This is a genomic window from Marinomonas sp. ATLA20 (assembly GCF_057180105.1).
Genome location: NZ_JBXUKU010000010.1, coordinates 15,001 through 29,650, shown reverse-complemented (window position 1 = coordinate 29,650; position 14,650 = coordinate 15,001). Strand labels below are relative to the sequence as shown.

Annotated in this window: 16 protein-coding genes; 9 read left to right on the top strand and 7 right to left on the bottom strand. The window is 42.9% G+C overall.

What is annotated here, in order from left to right; translation table 11 throughout:
- Position 1 precedes the first annotated feature (1 nt).
- The 4 genes from AC2A4J_RS15665 to AC2A4J_RS15650 all read left to right on the top strand — a co-directional run bounded on the left by AC2A4J_RS15665 (position 2) and on the right by AC2A4J_RS15650 (position 4,792).
- Positions 2–1,522, top strand: a complete 1,521-nt coding sequence (locus AC2A4J_RS15665) for a tripartite tricarboxylate transporter permease (RefSeq protein WP_255828760.1) — start codon at positions 2–4, stop codon at positions 1,520–1,522.
- 105 nt (positions 1,523–1,627) lie between these two features.
- Positions 1,628–2,308, top strand: a complete 681-nt coding sequence (locus tag AC2A4J_RS15660; protein WP_255828761.1) for a response regulator transcription factor — start codon at positions 1,628–1,630, stop codon at positions 2,306–2,308.
- Positions 2,274–3,734 carry a sensor histidine kinase gene (locus AC2A4J_RS15655; RefSeq protein WP_484176693.1) on the top strand — a complete coding sequence of 487 codons (1,461 nt, stop codon included), beginning with the start codon at positions 2,274–2,276 and terminating at the stop codon, positions 3,732–3,734. The genes AC2A4J_RS15660 and AC2A4J_RS15655 overlap by 35 nt, the downstream gene beginning before the upstream one ends.
- A complete protein-coding gene (locus AC2A4J_RS15650; RefSeq protein WP_255828763.1) occupies positions 3,731–4,792 on the top strand; it encodes an ABC transporter substrate-binding protein in 1,062 nt (353 codons plus the stop codon). Before AC2A4J_RS15655 ends, AC2A4J_RS15650 begins: the two co-directional genes overlap by 4 nt.
- Here AC2A4J_RS15650 and AC2A4J_RS15645 read toward each other — a convergent pair.
- Positions 4,776–5,498, bottom strand: coding sequence for a helix-turn-helix domain-containing protein (locus AC2A4J_RS15645; protein WP_484176692.1), 723 nt, complete (start codon positions 5,496–5,498; stop codon positions 4,776–4,778). The genes AC2A4J_RS15650 and AC2A4J_RS15645 overlap by 17 nt on opposite strands.
- 141 nt (positions 5,499–5,639) lie before the next feature.
- Between AC2A4J_RS15645 and AC2A4J_RS15640 the strand changes: the two genes are divergently transcribed.
- The 5 genes from AC2A4J_RS15640 (at position 5,640) to AC2A4J_RS15620 (ending at position 8,401) form a co-directional block, all read left to right on the top strand.
- Positions 5,640–6,269, top strand: a complete 630-nt coding sequence (locus AC2A4J_RS15640) for a methylamine utilization protein (protein ID WP_484176691.1) — start codon at positions 5,640–5,642, stop codon at positions 6,267–6,269.
- A 28-nt stretch (positions 6,270–6,297) separates the two neighbouring features.
- Positions 6,298–7,170, top strand: coding sequence for a DUF3034 family protein (locus tag AC2A4J_RS15635; RefSeq protein ID WP_484176690.1), 873 nt, complete (start codon positions 6,298–6,300; stop codon positions 7,168–7,170).
- Positions 7,164–7,595, top strand: coding sequence for a group I truncated hemoglobin (locus tag AC2A4J_RS15630; protein ID WP_255828767.1), 432 nt, complete (start codon positions 7,164–7,166; stop codon positions 7,593–7,595). Before AC2A4J_RS15635 ends, AC2A4J_RS15630 begins: the two co-directional genes overlap by 7 nt.
- A gap of 155 nt (positions 7,596–7,750) precedes the next feature.
- On the top strand, positions 7,751–8,149 hold the full coding sequence (locus AC2A4J_RS15625; protein WP_255828768.1) for a VOC family protein: 399 nt from the start codon (positions 7,751–7,753) through the stop codon (positions 8,147–8,149).
- Between the two features lie 21 nt (positions 8,150–8,170).
- Positions 8,171–8,401, top strand: coding sequence for a hypothetical protein (locus tag AC2A4J_RS15620; protein ID WP_484176689.1), 231 nt, complete (start codon positions 8,171–8,173; stop codon positions 8,399–8,401).
- 231 nt (positions 8,402–8,632) lie between these two features.
- Here the strand turns inward: AC2A4J_RS15620 and AC2A4J_RS15615 are convergent, their stop codons facing one another.
- The 6 genes from AC2A4J_RS15615 to AC2A4J_RS15590 form a co-directional block, all read right to left on the bottom strand.
- The gene (locus AC2A4J_RS15615; RefSeq protein ID WP_484176688.1) at positions 8,633–9,970 is read right to left on the bottom strand and encodes a TRAP transporter large permease; all 1,338 of its coding nucleotides are present in this window, start codon (positions 9,968–9,970) and stop codon (positions 8,633–8,635) included.
- Positions 9,963–10,520, bottom strand: coding sequence for a TRAP transporter small permease subunit (locus AC2A4J_RS15610; protein ID WP_484176687.1), 558 nt, complete (start codon positions 10,518–10,520; stop codon positions 9,963–9,965). Before AC2A4J_RS15610 ends, AC2A4J_RS15615 begins: the two co-directional genes overlap by 8 nt.
- A 91-nt stretch (positions 10,521–10,611) precedes the next feature.
- A complete protein-coding gene (locus AC2A4J_RS15605; protein WP_484176686.1) occupies positions 10,612–11,646 on the bottom strand; it encodes a TRAP transporter substrate-binding protein in 1,035 nt (344 codons plus the stop codon).
- A 484-nt stretch (positions 11,647–12,130) separates the two neighbouring features.
- The gene (locus tag AC2A4J_RS15600) at positions 12,131–12,619 is read right to left on the bottom strand and encodes a MarR family winged helix-turn-helix transcriptional regulator (protein ID WP_484176685.1); all 489 of its coding nucleotides are present in this window, start codon (positions 12,617–12,619) and stop codon (positions 12,131–12,133) included.
- Positions 12,620–12,807: 188 nt separating this feature from the next.
- Positions 12,808–13,569, bottom strand: coding sequence for a class II aldolase/adducin family protein (locus AC2A4J_RS15595; RefSeq protein ID WP_484176684.1), 762 nt, complete (start codon positions 13,567–13,569; stop codon positions 12,808–12,810).
- A 44-nt stretch (positions 13,570–13,613) separates the two neighbouring features.
- On the bottom strand, positions 13,614–14,597 hold the full coding sequence (locus tag AC2A4J_RS15590) for a ketopantoate reductase family protein (RefSeq protein ID WP_484176683.1): 984 nt from the start codon (positions 14,595–14,597) through the stop codon (positions 13,614–13,616).
- Positions 14,598–14,650: the final 53 nt, after the last annotated feature.

Here is a 14,650-nt window from a genome sequence, read left to right as displayed (position 1 = left end):
TATGGATACTATGAGCTTATTAATGCAAGGCTTTGCGGTTGCGCTCACGCCAGAAAGCATTATGTTTGCCATTATCGGTGCCATTTTAGGTACTTTGATTGGTGCATTGCCGGGTCTTGGCCCTGCAAATGGTGTGGCCATTTTGATTCCTTTGGCGTTCAGCTTAGGTTTGTCGCCAACCTCATCTCTTATCTTGCTAACGTCTGTTTATGCGGGTGCCATGTATGGTGGTCGTATTTCGTCTATCCTGTTGAATATTCCAGGTGACGAGCCAGCGATGATGACTTGTCTAGATGGTTATCCAATGGCACTAAAAGGCAAAGCAGCAGAAGCCTTGGCTATTTCTGCGATTGCCTCTTTTATTGGTAGTTTTATTGCCACTATTGGTCTGGTTATTCTTGCGCCAATTTTAGCAAAATTCGCGTTGAAATTTGGTCCATCTGAATACTTTGCTTTGTTTGCGCTGGCTTTTGCGACTTTAGGCGGTATTACGGGTAAAAACCAATTCAAAACCCTAATGGCGGCGGCGATTGGTTTGATGATCGCCACAGTTGGCATTGATATCTCAACGGGCGTACAACGCTTTACGTTTAATACGCTTGAGTTGTTTGAAGGCGTTGATTTCATTATTGCGATTGTTGGTTTGTTTGCGATCAGTGAGTTGTTGTTTTTCTTAGAACGTCACGCTGGTGATGGTCTAAAACAAGTGGCAATCAACAAGCTTAAATTATCGCCAAAAGACATCATTAAGGTGCTTCCTGCTTCCTTCCGTGGTGCGGTACTTGGTTTCGTTGCGGGTGTATTGCCGGGCGCAGGTGCTTCTTTGGGTAGCTTTATTAGTTACACTTTGGAAAAACGTGTATCAGATAAAGGCGAATTTGGTAAAGGTGATCCTCGTGGTGTTGCAGCGCCTGAAGCGGGCAACAATGGCGCGGCATCTGGTGCGCTTGTTCCAATGCTGACACTGGGTGTTCCTGGAAGTGGCACTACGGCGGTTCTGTTGGCGATGTTGATTTCTTTGAACATCTCTCCTGGTCCTATGTTGTTCCAGCAGAACGCGGATCTTGTTTGGGGTGTGATCGCGGCCATGTTTGTGGGTAACCTTGTGTTGCTACTGCTAAACATTCCAATGGTTGGTATCTTTGTTAAGTTGCTGAGCATTCCACCTAAATACTTGATGCCGATTGTTACCTTGATTGCATCTGTTGGTATTTATTCTGTGAGCCACAGTGCACTTGATTTGTACTTCATGATTGGTTTTGGTGTTTTAGGTTATATTTTCCGTAAGGTTGACATTCCACTAGTGCCTATCATTTTGGGTATGTTGCTTGGGCCTGAAATGGAGAAAAGTCTTCGTCATGCACTGGTGTTATCTGATGGTGATTGGTCTGTACTTTTCAACAGTGGTTTGAGTATTGGTTTGTGGACTGTTGCGATACTTGGTTTGGTTCTACCTATTGTTGTGGGCCCGATTGTTCGCGCTAAAATGAAGAAATCAAAAGACGCTGTTAAAGACGTGTAAGCCCTGCAATACTAGAGGCATTGTGACAAAAAATTCGAGCAACTTAGGTTGCTCGAATTTTGTTGTTTTTATACCGAAAAATAAAAAACGTGATGGCTAAAGGTTATGCGAATTCTGGTAGTTGAAGATACTCAGGTGTTAGGGCAAGCGATCTGTGAGAGGTTAACCAGCTTAGGACATGGTGTTGATTTAATCGGAGATGGTAAGCGTGCTGACGAGTTATTGAAGTATCAGCCTGTCGATTTAATACTTCTTGATCTTAATTTGCCCGGCTTGTCTGGACTGCAATTATTGCAAAAACTGCGTCAACGTGATGATGACACGCCAGTATTAATTTTAACGGCTCGGGATCAGATAGAAGATCGTATACGCTTGCTCGATGCCGGAGCGGATGATTACCTTACTAAGCCATTTGATTTTGGTGAGCTGGAAGCGCGTTGTCGGGCGTTATTGCGTCGCAAGCAAGGCTATGCCGCCAATGTTACTGAACACGGCAACATCCTTGTTAACCGAGACAGTCGTCAGGTTTTTATTGATGGTGAGCTAACCGCCATTACTAACCGTGAGTTTCGCTTATTGGAAATATTCCTTGGCCACTTAGGTCGTGTATTAAGTAAAGACGAATTAACCGACCATCTATTTAACTTTAATGAAACGCCTGGACCTAACGCGATTGAGCTTTATGTTGGGCGTCTAAGAAAGAAAATGGGGCAAGGTGATTTGGTCATTAGCACCCTAAGAGGAATTGGTTATGTGGCAGAAATCGCCAAACCATCAAACTCTTAGTGAAGCAGAGGAAAAAAAAGCCTTAGCAAACGCGCCTTCGCTGCGTTTTCGTTTTATTCTTGCGGGTGTTTTGGTTATCGGGATCATTGCTGGCTTGGCGATTAATTTAATTTTTGATTATAGCCAGAAGCTTGCCGATTTATCTTATGACCGTTTATTGCGCAGTGCCTTGCTGCAAATGGACGAAAACGTTGGCTTGATACGCAATGAAGTCAGCATCGATATTCCATGGTCGGCGTTTGCCACCTTGGCGCAAGCGGAAGAAGATCGCGTTTTCTATAAGGTTGAGAGCTTGGAGCAGGGGTTCATTACCGGCTATCAAGATCTAGATACTCAACCACCTCAACCTCCGGTTTTAGACAAAATACAATTTTATAATCAGGAATACTCTGGTGAAATGGTTCGCTTTGCATGGGTCCAGCGCCATATTACCGACCCTGAAACAGCGCAAACTGTGCGTATTATCTTAGGTCAAACTCGATTATCAAGAGAGCAAATGGCTTCCGCGGTGACTCAAAAAGCCGTCGAAGTGGTGGTGTTTATTGCCTTGGTTGCTATCACGTTAATTACCATTGGTAGTCATCTTGTTTTAAGGCCATTGCATCGCATCGAGCGAGCTTTAGAAGATCGTGCCATGGGAGACCTTACACCCATTGATATTAATACGCCCAAGGAAACTCATCACTTAAAAGTTGCCATTAACCATTTTATGGAACGTCTACAGACTAACCTTGAACAATTGGAAAATTACACCGCGGATGCGGCTCATCAATTACGCACCCCATTAGCCAGTCTCAGGGCGTTGGCTGAAAACGCTCGCGATAACACATCACCAGAAAGGCAATATCAGGCATTGGAAAACATTGTTAAGCAGTGTGATACCTTGAGCCAAACCGTCACTTTATTGCTGAATCAGGCTGTCGTTTCCCATCGTTTGCAAACGCACAGATTAGAGCCGATGGATTTGTTGGCTCCGATTACTGCGTCTTGTCGGGAGCAGGCTGTGACTGCGCTTCATCAAGGGGTTCAGCTTTCTCTAGATTGCGAGTTGAAAGAGAGCATGATCTTAGGTGATGCCTTCTCAATTCAGCAAATGATGCAAAACCTTATTGAAAACGCGGTGCGATATAGCAGAGTAGATGTTGCTCATGCCACAGAGGTGATTGTTCAGGTGGAAGAGTTTGAACGTTTCTATCGAATTAAGGTGATTGATTATGGTGATGGCATTCCTGATTTAGAAAAAGAGCGTGTGTTCGAACGTTTTTATCGAGGCCGTTATGATATTGCTGGAAGTGGCGTTGGTTTGGCCATGGTGAAAGACATTGTGGATTATCACGCAGCAAGAATTCAAATATTGGATACGGAGCCGAAAGGCACGACTTTTCAAGTGGATTTTGCCAAGCTTAGATTTGAGGATACGGTATGAAACGGGTTTTCTTCTGGCTAGTTCTTGTCACTTTTAATGCAACAAGGTTGTGGGCGACAGAGCCTGTTTGGTTTGGTAATGAGAATGCTCAGCGAGTTTTGTTTATTCATTCAGCGATGGACTTGGCTTCGTTTGAACCGATTTTAAAAGAATTTGTCACTCTTCATCCGGATGTGCGAGTGGCCTATCGAGATGTTAATACGCTCGAATTGTATTACCTCACCATCAAGGAGCAAAAAAAGCCAGAAGCCAGCTTGGTCATCAGTAGTGCTATGGATTTGCACCTTAAATTGGTGAACGATGGGTATGCGCAAACGTATCAATCGAGTTTTACTGATCGCTTATCGAGTAACTTTAAATGGCGAAATCAGCTGTTTGCGTTTTCCCTTGAACCGATTGTGATGTTGGTAAATAAAAAAGAATTCCCCGGTGATTTGCCTGAAGACCGTCAGTCATTGTTGCAAACCATTCGACAAAATGAAAAAGCCATGACGAAGCGTATTGGTACTTATGACATTCGTCAAAGTGGTGTTGGTTATTTATTGGCAAGCCAAGATGCGCGTCAAGCAGATGTGACCTGGGGGCGCTTGCTAGAAGCCTTTGGTAGTCATGACGTGCAAACTTATTGCTGTACGCACGATATTATTGACGATGTTGCGTCAGGAAAATTGGTATTGGGTTATAACTTGCTAGGCTCTTACGCATCACAGCGAGCTCAAGAAGACGATAGATTGAAAATGATCCTGCCGAAAGATTATACGCTTATGTTAATGCGTGCTGCTTTGATTCCTAGAGGCGCGCCAAACGTAGAAGATGCCGGAATGTTTTTGGATTTTTTGTTGTCTGATCAGGCGCAGAAAATGATGCAAACTCAAGGTTTGCTGTTTCCTATACAACCCGATAGGAATAATCCAAATGATCCTTATGTGGTGAACGCGCCGGGGCCAACGGGGATTATTGAATTGGATCAGCAGTTATTGGTAGGGCGTGATTATGCAAAACAGAAACGCTTTATTCGTAATTGGGAAATGGCGTTGGAAATTAGTGAAGAGGATTAGCTCGATAACGCCCCGGTGTCATCTGATAGTGCTTAGTGAATAATCGAACAAGAGCACTGGCGTCGCTTATTCCTACTTTATGGGCGATGTAATCTAGGCTTTTATTCGTCGACCTTAACCAGAGTTTGGCTTCCTCTAAACGACGCTGTTGCAAATATTGTTTCGGTGTCATTTTTAAATGTCGCTTGAATAAAACGGTTAACTGACTCGGACTTAAATGCACGTCGGCGGCAAGTTCTGCTAATCCCCAAGATTCCTGAAAGTTATTATCGAGCCGGTGTTTGGCTTTGGCTAAGCGAGTGTCTGTCTGCCGTATTTTCTCTTGCGGAATGGGTAATAAATGTTCCAGTAAATTTAATGCTTGTTGAGTTTTAAGAAGGTTATGAGACTCACCAATTAAGCTGGATAGAAATGGTAAGTAAGCTTTGGCTTGCGTGTTTAGCTCGACAAAGTTGTTGGCGCTTTCAATCTCGTGATCCCATGCGGGAAGTGAATTAAGTATCAAGCAGTGGTTGTCTTCTCTTGCGAGATGGGTATGTGCTTGGTTTGTAGAGATCAGGCAGGCTTGTCCAAATTGAACCGCTTGCTGGCGGTTTTCCACATCCAATACAAGGCGACCAGAAAGTGGTAAAACAATTTGAGTGTGAGCATGCGAGTGGGCATTTGCCGTATCTTTATAGGTAATGACTTCTATAAGGTCTCGCATGATGTTCATTCCTTGTTGTTTGTTTTTGCACTAATTTTTACTGGTGGTTACAGAAAGTATAATGATCTAGCTTTCATTTGCTGTAATGATATTAAAACTAAAGTGGCTAAATCAAAAGCCGATTAATTAAAAGGAAAGAATATGCGTCATTTGCTTGCTCTACTGTTTTGTTTAACCCTACCAAATGCGTGGGCTGAAATGACGCTGACCGTTTTGGATCAAGATAACCTTCCTGTATCTGATGCTGTGGTTATTGTATCTAATAATGCGGTAAGTACGCCAAGTGCGGTTGCTGTAATGGATCAGATCGATGAGTCTTTTGTGCCGCGAGTATTAGTTGTACAGAAAGGCCAATACGTTAGCTTTCCTAATAGTGATGATATTCGTCATCACGTTTATAGCTTTTCTCAGCCAAAAACCTTTGAAATTAAGCTTTATAAAGGCACCGAAATTGCCCCGATCTTGTTTGATAAAGCCGGTCTCGTGGTGCTCGGATGTAACATACATGATGACATGATTGGTTACATTATCGTTGCTGATAATACCTTTGCACTGAAAACAGACAAAGACGGTAAAGTGCGCATTCCTGCTAAAAGCGGTGATTCAGTGTCTTTGTGGAGTGAACGATTTATTGAAGGTGTGAACGCTGTTAAAGAGATCACTATATCAAGTGATATAGAGCAAAGTGTCTCATTGGAGCTTTTGCCTCCTATTGAGACAATGGACCACTCGATGCACCAAGGGTTTGGCAAGAAGAAATGGTCAAAGTGATCCAGATTAAATGTTGGGCAGGAATGTAATGAATAAAAATATGATCAAAATAGCGGTTCTGAGTAGCCTTGCCTTATGGGGTTCATCTGGTATCGCGGCTGACGGTAAAATTCTTGCAACAGCAGGGCTTTCACAGGTTGAAGGAAGTGGTGGCGGGGGACTGGTGCCGTGGGCAACCTTAGCGGGTTACGATAGCCGTGACGAAACCGCTGCTTCGTTTTTTATTACCGATGTAAACGTCACTGACTATCGCTTGAGTTCCATTGGTGTGGCAACCAGTTTTTACGATAGAGTTGAACTTAGTTACGCCCAACAGACATTTGTTTTGCCTGCGTCTTTGATTACAGGATTGAGCCTAAGCTCTGAACAAATTCAGCAAGATGTTGTCGGTGTAAAAGTGCGTTTATATGGCGATGCTGTGTATTCTGCTTATCCTCAAATCAGTGTTGGTTTGCAGCATAAGCAACTAGATAGTGATTTTGTGGCGTCTTATCTAGGCGCAAAAGATGACAGTGGTACGGATTTTTATGTTGCTGCTACCAAAGTGCATTTAGGTGCGGTTGCTGGTTATAACCTTGTATGGAATATCACCGCTCGCGCCACTAAGGCCAATGAGATGGGCTTGTTGGGTTTTGGCGGACCTGATAACAACGATTACCAAGTCATGATGGAAGGCAGTGTGGGCTTATTGCTATCGCCTAACTGGGTGGTGGGCATGGAATATCGCCAAAAGCCAAGCAATCTATCGAGTGTGGAAGAAGATGATTGGAAAGATATCTTTGTAAGCTACATGCCGAACAAAAACGTTAATTTCACCGCAGCCTATGCAGACTTAGGTACGATTGCGACTAAGAAAGATCAAAAAGGCATTTATTTATCCATGACGGGGTACTTATGGTAAACCTAGTAAAAGCAGCGTTTCTTTCGGTTAGTGTATTCTTGGTTGCATGTGCAGCACCAAACAAAGCACCACAAAGCTTATACGATGAAATTGGTGGAGCGCCCACCGTTGAAGCGATTACCGATAACTTCATTAATGAAATTAGTTTCAATGAAACTATTTATCGCTATTTTGAAAAAACCAATATCACTCGATTTCGTGAAAAGTTCATCGAGCATATTTGTGTGAATACGGGCGGCCCTTGTACTTACACGGGTGACACCATGTTGAGAGTACATCAGGGTCAAAACATCAATGAATCTGACTTTAATTTAACCGTCGATTTGTTGGTAAGCGCCATGAAAAAAGCCGGTTTAACTTACCCTCAGCAGAACCAAGTGCTTAAAGTACTCGCGCCAATGCGTAGCGAAATGCTGTATAAATAAAGTTTATTGCTGCGATTGATCCGCACAATGAGCTTTCATCACTGTTTAGCGTTAGTTTAATAAACCGTCAAGGAAGACAGGCTAAACAGAGAGTTGTATTCCTCCGAAATTTCTTGGCGTTAAACTATAAACCAACCAAGAATCTGGAGTTTCTCATGATCCCCAAGACAGCTAAAATGCGTGTCGCTAGACCAACAGACAACCTAGCTAAAATCACCGACATGTATGTTAACGGCCTTGGTTTTAAACTGCTGGGTCGCTTTGAGGGTCACAATGGCTTTGATGGCTCAATTGTCGGTCACGAACAGCATAACTATCATCTAGAGTTTACTCATCACAAAGGTACCACTGTCGGCAAAGCGCCAACGCAAGATAACTTACTCATCTTCTATTTCACCGATTCGAAAATATGGAAAGAATGCTGCGAACAGATGTTGGCCGCAGGTTTTGTGCATGTAAAAGCCTACAACGACTACTGGGATGACGTCGGCAAAACCTTTGAAGACATAGACGGCTATCGAGTGGTGTTGCAAAACCGCGAGTGGACGGCTTGATAGAGTTAGAGAAGCTTTGAAATGAAAAAATACGTTATTTATTTTTCCTTGGTTACATTGAATTTTGTGGTGAATTTTTTAATTTACAATTATTCCTTTGTCACACAAGCAACCCCTTATCTTCATGAAGAGCAGCGCGTAGAAAGTGCGATTGCCATGTTTGAGGTAACAGTGCCTGCTTTTTTTGTATCGTCTTGCTTCATTGCCTTGTTGTTTTATGTTGCTGCAAAAGGCTTGCATGGAAAAGGTTAGGTTGGCAGTTCAAGTGAAATATGATGAATCTATCAATACTCATGGCAAACCTGTAAGTTAGTGCTGACGCTACTAGGGAAGAACTGTTTGAAACCATCACTGTTGCACTCATGACGGGAGAGGGGGGGCGCGGTTTTCTACGGCACTCATGCATTGGCTACAGTGGATGAGTTTATAGCAACTGATTACAAAGAAGTAACCTTCCTCGTGATGGAGGAAGGTTGTGAGTGCTTAGTTCGGTAGCCAAGTAACCAATGACGGGTAAAGAGCAACGATGGCAAGTATCAGTAATTGCAGTAGTACGAACGGGATTGCGCCTTTGTATATTTCAGACATGCTGATGTCACTTGCTGCGTTTCTTATGTAGAACAACGCCATGCCAACGGGCGGTGTCAAAAAGGAAGTTTGCAGACATAACGCCATAAGAATCGCGACCCAAACAGGATCGAAGCCAAAATTCACTAAAACTGGCATCACCAGAGGTGCGACGATTAAGACGATTTCCATCCAGTCTAAGAAAAAGCCTAATAAAAAGATGATTAAAATCACACAGATCAACACGCCTTCTGGGCTGAGTGGCAAAGCATGAAGGGCATTTTCAATCACTTCATCGCCGCCGTAACCACGTAACACCACAGAAAAACAGGATGCGCCAAAGATCAATGCGTATAAGAAAGCGACAGATCGACCTGTTTGGTAACAGACAAAGCGCAAATCGTGCCATTTTAATCGGCCTGAACTCCAAGCTAAAAAGGTTGCCCCTGCAGCGCCAATTCCAGAAGCTTCCGTAGGGGAAGCGATACCCGCAATGATGGAACCCAATACCGCCAAAACCAAGACCAGCGGAGCGAACAGGGCTTTAGAAATATCTCGAATAATATCAAATTTGCTTACACCGCTTTCTTCATCGAAGACGATTTTTGGCATGGTAGAAGGTTTAATCAGGGCATAAATAAAGATAAAAAGTACGAAGCTGGTGGCCAGCAATAATCCCGGTATGATTGCGCCCATAAAAAGGTCGCCAACAGGAATGCGTAATTGGTCGCCCATCACAACCAGCATAATAGAAGGTGGAACAAGAATACCAAGACAGCCTGTTGCTCCAACTGTGCCTGCACTGATCCATTTCGCATAACCTGCCTTAAACATAGTGGGCAGTGCAATAGTGGAAAGCAGAACGACTGACGCACCAATAATGCCAGTAGATGCTGCAAGCACAACACCGATCAGAACTACAGCGATAGCTAATCCACCAGGTGTTTTACCTAAAACGCGACGCATTGCTTCAATTAGTCGCTCGGCAATACCAGAGCGATCAAGCATGTATCCCATAAAGATAAACATCGACATGGGGATTAGAGAGTAGCTGGAAATGGTTGAAAACGTTCTGTTGGCGACAAAGCCTATTGTGCGTAATTCTGCTACGTCATAGATATCAAAAGATACAAGGACACTTCCCAAAGTGGCAAATAATACGCCGACACCGCCTAAAACAAAGGCAACAGGGAACCCTGAAAACAGAATGAGCATGAAGGTTGAAAATAGTAAAAAAACAAATAACTCATTCATGGTGAGCCCCCTTTTTCGCAGGCATTGATGAGGCGGATACCTCGTTGGGTTGAATCAAAAAAGCAATGTTTCGGAAAAGAATCGCAACGCCTTGCAGTGCTAAAAGGCTCAAACCGAGAGCCATTACACCTTTGATGATATAGCGAGCCGGCAATCCAGAAGGCATTGGGGAGCCTTCACGTAGAGACCAAGAATAGCTAGTGATTTCCCAAGCGTGCCATGCAACTAGAATGGTATAAGGGGAAAATAAAAATAATATGCCAAGAATCTCGACCCATGCGCGACGTTTAGGGCTGAAGCGACTATGAAAAATATCGACACGAATGTGTTCATCCGCTTGGTAGGTATATGCTAAGCAGGACATAACAGCGATGGCGTTTAGATGCCATTGTACTTCTTCTAGTTCAACCAAGCCGATATTGAAAACGTAGCGCAATATCACATTTATCAAGATGGTGAGAATTAAAATGGGCAGAATAAGTGAACCAGCTTTGCCAACAGTAACGGAAAGTGCTTCGATTTTGTCCGCAATGGAGTTTATGGTGTACATCAAAAATAGCTCCGGTTGTGTAAGGCGGTAGAGTAGACGTTAAAGAATAAAACCGAGAAATACGTCATGCACTTCTCGGTTTTATTGGATATTAATTGCCTTTATATTCTGTCCACAGAGACACTTTTTTACGGTAGCTATTGAGAGAATCTAAAGTACGTTTGAAATCTGCATCTTTATTTGCTTCTTCATTCATTACTTCGTCTGTACCTTTTTTAAAGGCAGCAAGCACGGCAGGAGGGAAGGTTTTAATTTGAGTGCCGGCAGTTTTGAATTTATTAATAGCATCGGCATTGGCTATCGTGGTGGAAGAGACTGTCCATAATTGAGTTTCTCGACAAGTGTCTTCGATCAGTCCTTGTTGTGCTGCACTCATAGAATCCCATTTGCGTTTGTTGATGATTAGTTCATTGATAGCGGCAGGTTGGTGCCAGCCAGGTAGATAGTAATATTTAGCTACTTTTTCGAAGCCCATAGCTGCGTCAATCGCTGGCATAGAGAACTCGGTTCCATCTATGACACCACGTTCTAGATTAGGATAAATATCTCCACCGCCAAGTAGAACAACAGATGCGCCGGCTTTTTTCATGACTTCGCCTGCCAGCCCAGCAAAGCGGATTTTCTTGCCTTTTAAATCATCAGTACTATTGATTTCAAAGTTGTACCAGCCGCCAGCTTCCGCATCCATTAGACCGCATGGAATTGTTACAACGCCTTGCTTGGCATAGATATCACGCCAAATTTCTAAACCGCCACCATTATAAATCCAATCTAAATACTCTATTGCTGATGGTCCAAATGGAACGCCACCAAAAAGTTGTAAAGCAGGGAATCGTCCAGCTACGTATAAAGGTGAAGTGTAGCCTGCGTCTAGTGTTCCTTGCTGAACGGCATCAAAGATTTCTAGTGGTGGAACCAATTTCCCAGCAGAGTATAGTTTTACTTTAATATCTTCTGAGGTTGTTTTGATCCTGTTAGCTAGGTGCTGGGCGCTCTGCCCACTGGCAGGTAGTGTAAGTGGCCAAGCACTTTGGATGTCTAGACGAACCGAGGAAGCGGTTGCTCCCATGGATCCAATAATGGCTATTGATGATAAAAACGCACTAACTAATGGTTTATAAGGCATTGGAGTGTCCTCGTAGGTGCTCGCTATCTAGAAATAGTTTGAGCTGCATTTAGCGGTTTGATCCGCGATAATTTTTATTTGAACTTTAATTTGCCTCTTTTGTGGAAGAGCCATAATGCATTTTTATGGAAACACATTTTTAATTGAATGTTCAAGTAAATGTTCATGCTTTCAAGTATTATGCCAAACTATATTTGAGTGGATCTATGAATCTATTTTGATGTAGGGAGGTGTGTTTTTATGACTTGAAATCAACATGATTGTAAATAAAACTTATATTTATCAGTTGTTTGTTTTTTTTTTTTAATTTCTCAAAGTTAGTTAATTTTGGTAAAAAAATTACTTTTTTGGGGATGTGATGTTTTTTTAATTGATTAATTAAAAAGACATAAAAACGCACCGAGTTTGAGCGAAAGTCTCGTTCAAACTAACTTTGGTGCGTTAAAAAGGATATGTTTGTGGTTTGACTGAAGTGTTACTGCTTTTAGTTGTAGTGTTCAGGTAAATTGTGGAATAGCTCTTCCAGTAGTTTGTTAAGCCTTTTGATTTTTGCTTCGGTCATTCCTTTAAAGCTTTGTTTGAATAGATCTTTGGTGATAAAGCGAATGTCTTCAACTGCGTTGATACCTTTTTGAGTAAGCATGACTTCGGTAACACGGCCGTCGTCGCCTCTTACTCTTGTGTCTACAAGACCATCTTGTTTCATGCGTTGGATGATTTTTGTCACGGTAGGGAGTTTGGCGATAGCGTGTACTGCGATTTGTGAAACGCTGCAGGTACCTTCTTCCTTTAAAGTAAACAGAATTCGCCATCTTGGTATGTCAAGATTAACTTTTTTTAGCGCTTTTTCAACAGCGACACTATAGCGACCATGGACTTGATTTAGCCAGTAAAAGGGAAAGTCTTCTTTGTGGAAATCTTCACTTGCAGGATTATATCGTTGACTTCGTGGAGCTCTAGGTTTGCTGGTCATTAAAAATCCTTGCTTTTTATAAGTGATGAAATGTACAAAAAAAGACCTTTTTAGTCAATTGAAACGTCAAGTATTTATATCAGTAATGATTCTCACTTTCAACAAAAAAAACAAGGGCGTGTTTATTGAATGGCCACCCTCAAAGTTAGCCAAGGTTGGTTATAAGGGTGGCTATTTTTGGGGAGTGGCTACCAGCAAGGGCCTTTTTCAGCTTCCATTTTGCGAACCATGGCGTTGTAGAATTTATCTGCAAAGCCGCTATCTTTAATTAGCATTTGAGTTAAATCTGCGCATTTTTCGCGAATACTTTGTTCCAGTAATACATTTTCACCGCCAAGTGTACCAGAGGTGACTTGAATTTCAGCAGCGCGCTGTGCTGTCCATAAAAGGAAAAAAGTACGTTCTATGTCAAATTCGCCAACTGCAATACCGTGATTTCGTAATACAAGAATGTGCTTTTGTCCGAGGCTTTCAAGCATACGGCCTTTTTCATCATCAAATAGAGTGATGCCTTCAAATGCGTGGTAGCCAACGCGGCCATAAAGTTGTGCACCGTAAAAACTATCGTGAGTGAAGCCCTGTTTTTTCATCGCAATTGCTGAGACTTCATTGGTATGCGTGTGGATCACGCAGTGTACGTCTTCTCGTGCGGCATGAATGGCCCCGTGAAGAGCGAAGCCAGCAGGATTGCCATCATATGGCGAGTCATCCAGTTTGTGGCCGTTGACATCAACCTTGATCAAATTTTCTGGAGTGATTTCTGTGTAATTAAGACCAAATGGATTAACCAGATACTCGCCTTCGATGTGGGGAAGACGTGCGGAAATGTGGTTGAAAATGGTCTCGGTCCAGCCAAAAAAGTCTATTAGGTGGTAGCAGTGAGCTAATTTAACGCGAAGAGCCCATTCTTCTTCGCTAATGTGGGTTGGGCGGTTCACTGGGTTGCTCATTTGTGTTCCTTTTATGGTGTTTGTTGTTTTATGTGTTGTTAATTTTAAAGTTGCTTTTGAGTTTGTGGTTGTGCCGCAATAAATTGAGTTAAATCCAACAGGTTTTGTGTGGCGATCATCGGGATGTCTAACTTGTTTGCCAGCTCTAATACCGAATAGCCGATAGCGTCGAGCTCTAAAGGTTGGCCAGCTTCGTAGTCTTGTAGCATAGAGGTTTTGACAGCGCCCATGCCTGCACCAAGCTCCATAAAAGTATGTGGATCAAAGCGAATTCGTGCGCCATAGGCGGCGGCAATGAGTAGAACTTCGTCGAGCATTCTGCGAACAAGAGGCTTTAGGCGATCATCGGCATAAAGTTGATCTAACGTACCTTTGGTGACAACTGAAAGTGGGTTAGAGGTGATGTTGGCCGCCACTTTAGTCCATATCTGATCGCGAATATTATCAGTAGCACGGGCTTCTATGCCTGCGTCTTCAATTACTTTGCGAACTTGTTCGAGTCGTTCGCTCATTTGGTGATTTATTTCGCCAAGTACGATGAGGTGTGGATTGGTTGAAGTGACGACACCTGGTGAGTTTCTAAATGCGGTAATAAATACCACGCAGCCAATTAGGTGATTATGAGGAAGTAATTTACTGACTGACCCTTCAGGGTCAATGGCTTGAATGCTATCGCCAGAAAAACGTCCTTCAATGCCTTGGAAATACCACCATGGAATGCCGTTCACAACAGGAATGACAATTGTCTTTTCATGCAGCATGGGAGCAATGAGTTTAAGCATGGTAGGCAAGGCGGGTGCCTTGGTGCAGATGAAAATAATATCTTGTGGGCCAAGTGCTTTTGCTGAATCGGAAGCGTTAACTGTGACCTTATGCTCACCGTCTATGTCGGTGAGATGAATGCCTTTTTTTTGAATGGTTTCGAGGGTGGTTCCTCTAGCAAGAACATTCACGGTTTGGCCTGATTTTGCTAGGCGAGCGGCTAATGTGCATCCAATAGCGCCAGCTCCTGCGATACAAATATTCATAATCAATTTTTCCATTTGAAAATGAGAAAGGCTCTAAAAAGAGCGCTTTCTCG

Coding starts and splice junctions, on each gene's coding strand:
- AC2A4J_RS15645 (WP_484176692.1), bottom strand. CDS start 5,498: ATGCGAGACCTTATAGAAGTCATTACCTATAAAGATACGGCAAATGCC.
- AC2A4J_RS15635 (WP_484176690.1), top strand. CDS start 6,298: ATGAATAAAAATATGATCAAAATAGCGGTTCTGAGTAGCCTTGCCTTA.
- AC2A4J_RS15660 (WP_255828761.1), top strand. CDS start 1,628: ATGCGAATTCTGGTAGTTGAAGATACTCAGGTGTTAGGGCAAGCGATC.
- AC2A4J_RS15610 (WP_484176687.1), bottom strand. CDS start 10,520: ATGTACACCATAAACTCCATTGCGGACAAAATCGAAGCACTTTCCGTT.
- AC2A4J_RS15600 (WP_484176685.1), bottom strand. CDS start 12,619: ATGACCAGCAAACCTAGAGCTCCACGAAGTCAACGATATAATCCTGCA.
- AC2A4J_RS15620 (WP_484176689.1), top strand. CDS start 8,171: ATGAAAAAATACGTTATTTATTTTTCCTTGGTTACATTGAATTTTGTG.
- AC2A4J_RS15655 (WP_484176693.1), top strand. CDS start 2,274: ATGTGGCAGAAATCGCCAAACCATCAAACTCTTAGTGAAGCAGAGGAA.
- AC2A4J_RS15625 (WP_255828768.1), top strand. CDS start 7,751: ATGATCCCCAAGACAGCTAAAATGCGTGTCGCTAGACCAACAGACAAC.
- AC2A4J_RS15590 (WP_484176683.1), bottom strand. CDS start 14,597: ATGAATATTTGTATCGCAGGAGCTGGCGCTATTGGATGCACATTAGCC.
- AC2A4J_RS15605 (WP_484176686.1), bottom strand. CDS start 11,646: ATGCCTTATAAACCATTAGTTAGTGCGTTTTTATCATCAATAGCCATT.
- AC2A4J_RS15640 (WP_484176691.1), top strand. CDS start 5,640: ATGCGTCATTTGCTTGCTCTACTGTTTTGTTTAACCCTACCAAATGCG.
- AC2A4J_RS15650 (WP_255828763.1), top strand. CDS start 3,731: ATGAAACGGGTTTTCTTCTGGCTAGTTCTTGTCACTTTTAATGCAACA.
- AC2A4J_RS15630 (WP_255828767.1), top strand. CDS start 7,164: ATGGTAAACCTAGTAAAAGCAGCGTTTCTTTCGGTTAGTGTATTCTTG.
- AC2A4J_RS15665 (WP_255828760.1), top strand. CDS start 2: ATGGATACTATGAGCTTATTAATGCAAGGCTTTGCGGTTGCGCTCACG.
- AC2A4J_RS15595 (WP_484176684.1), bottom strand. CDS start 13,569: ATGAGCAACCCAGTGAACCGCCCAACCCACATTAGCGAAGAAGAATGG.
- AC2A4J_RS15615 (WP_484176688.1), bottom strand. CDS start 9,970: ATGAATGAGTTATTTGTTTTTTTACTATTTTCAACCTTCATGCTCATT.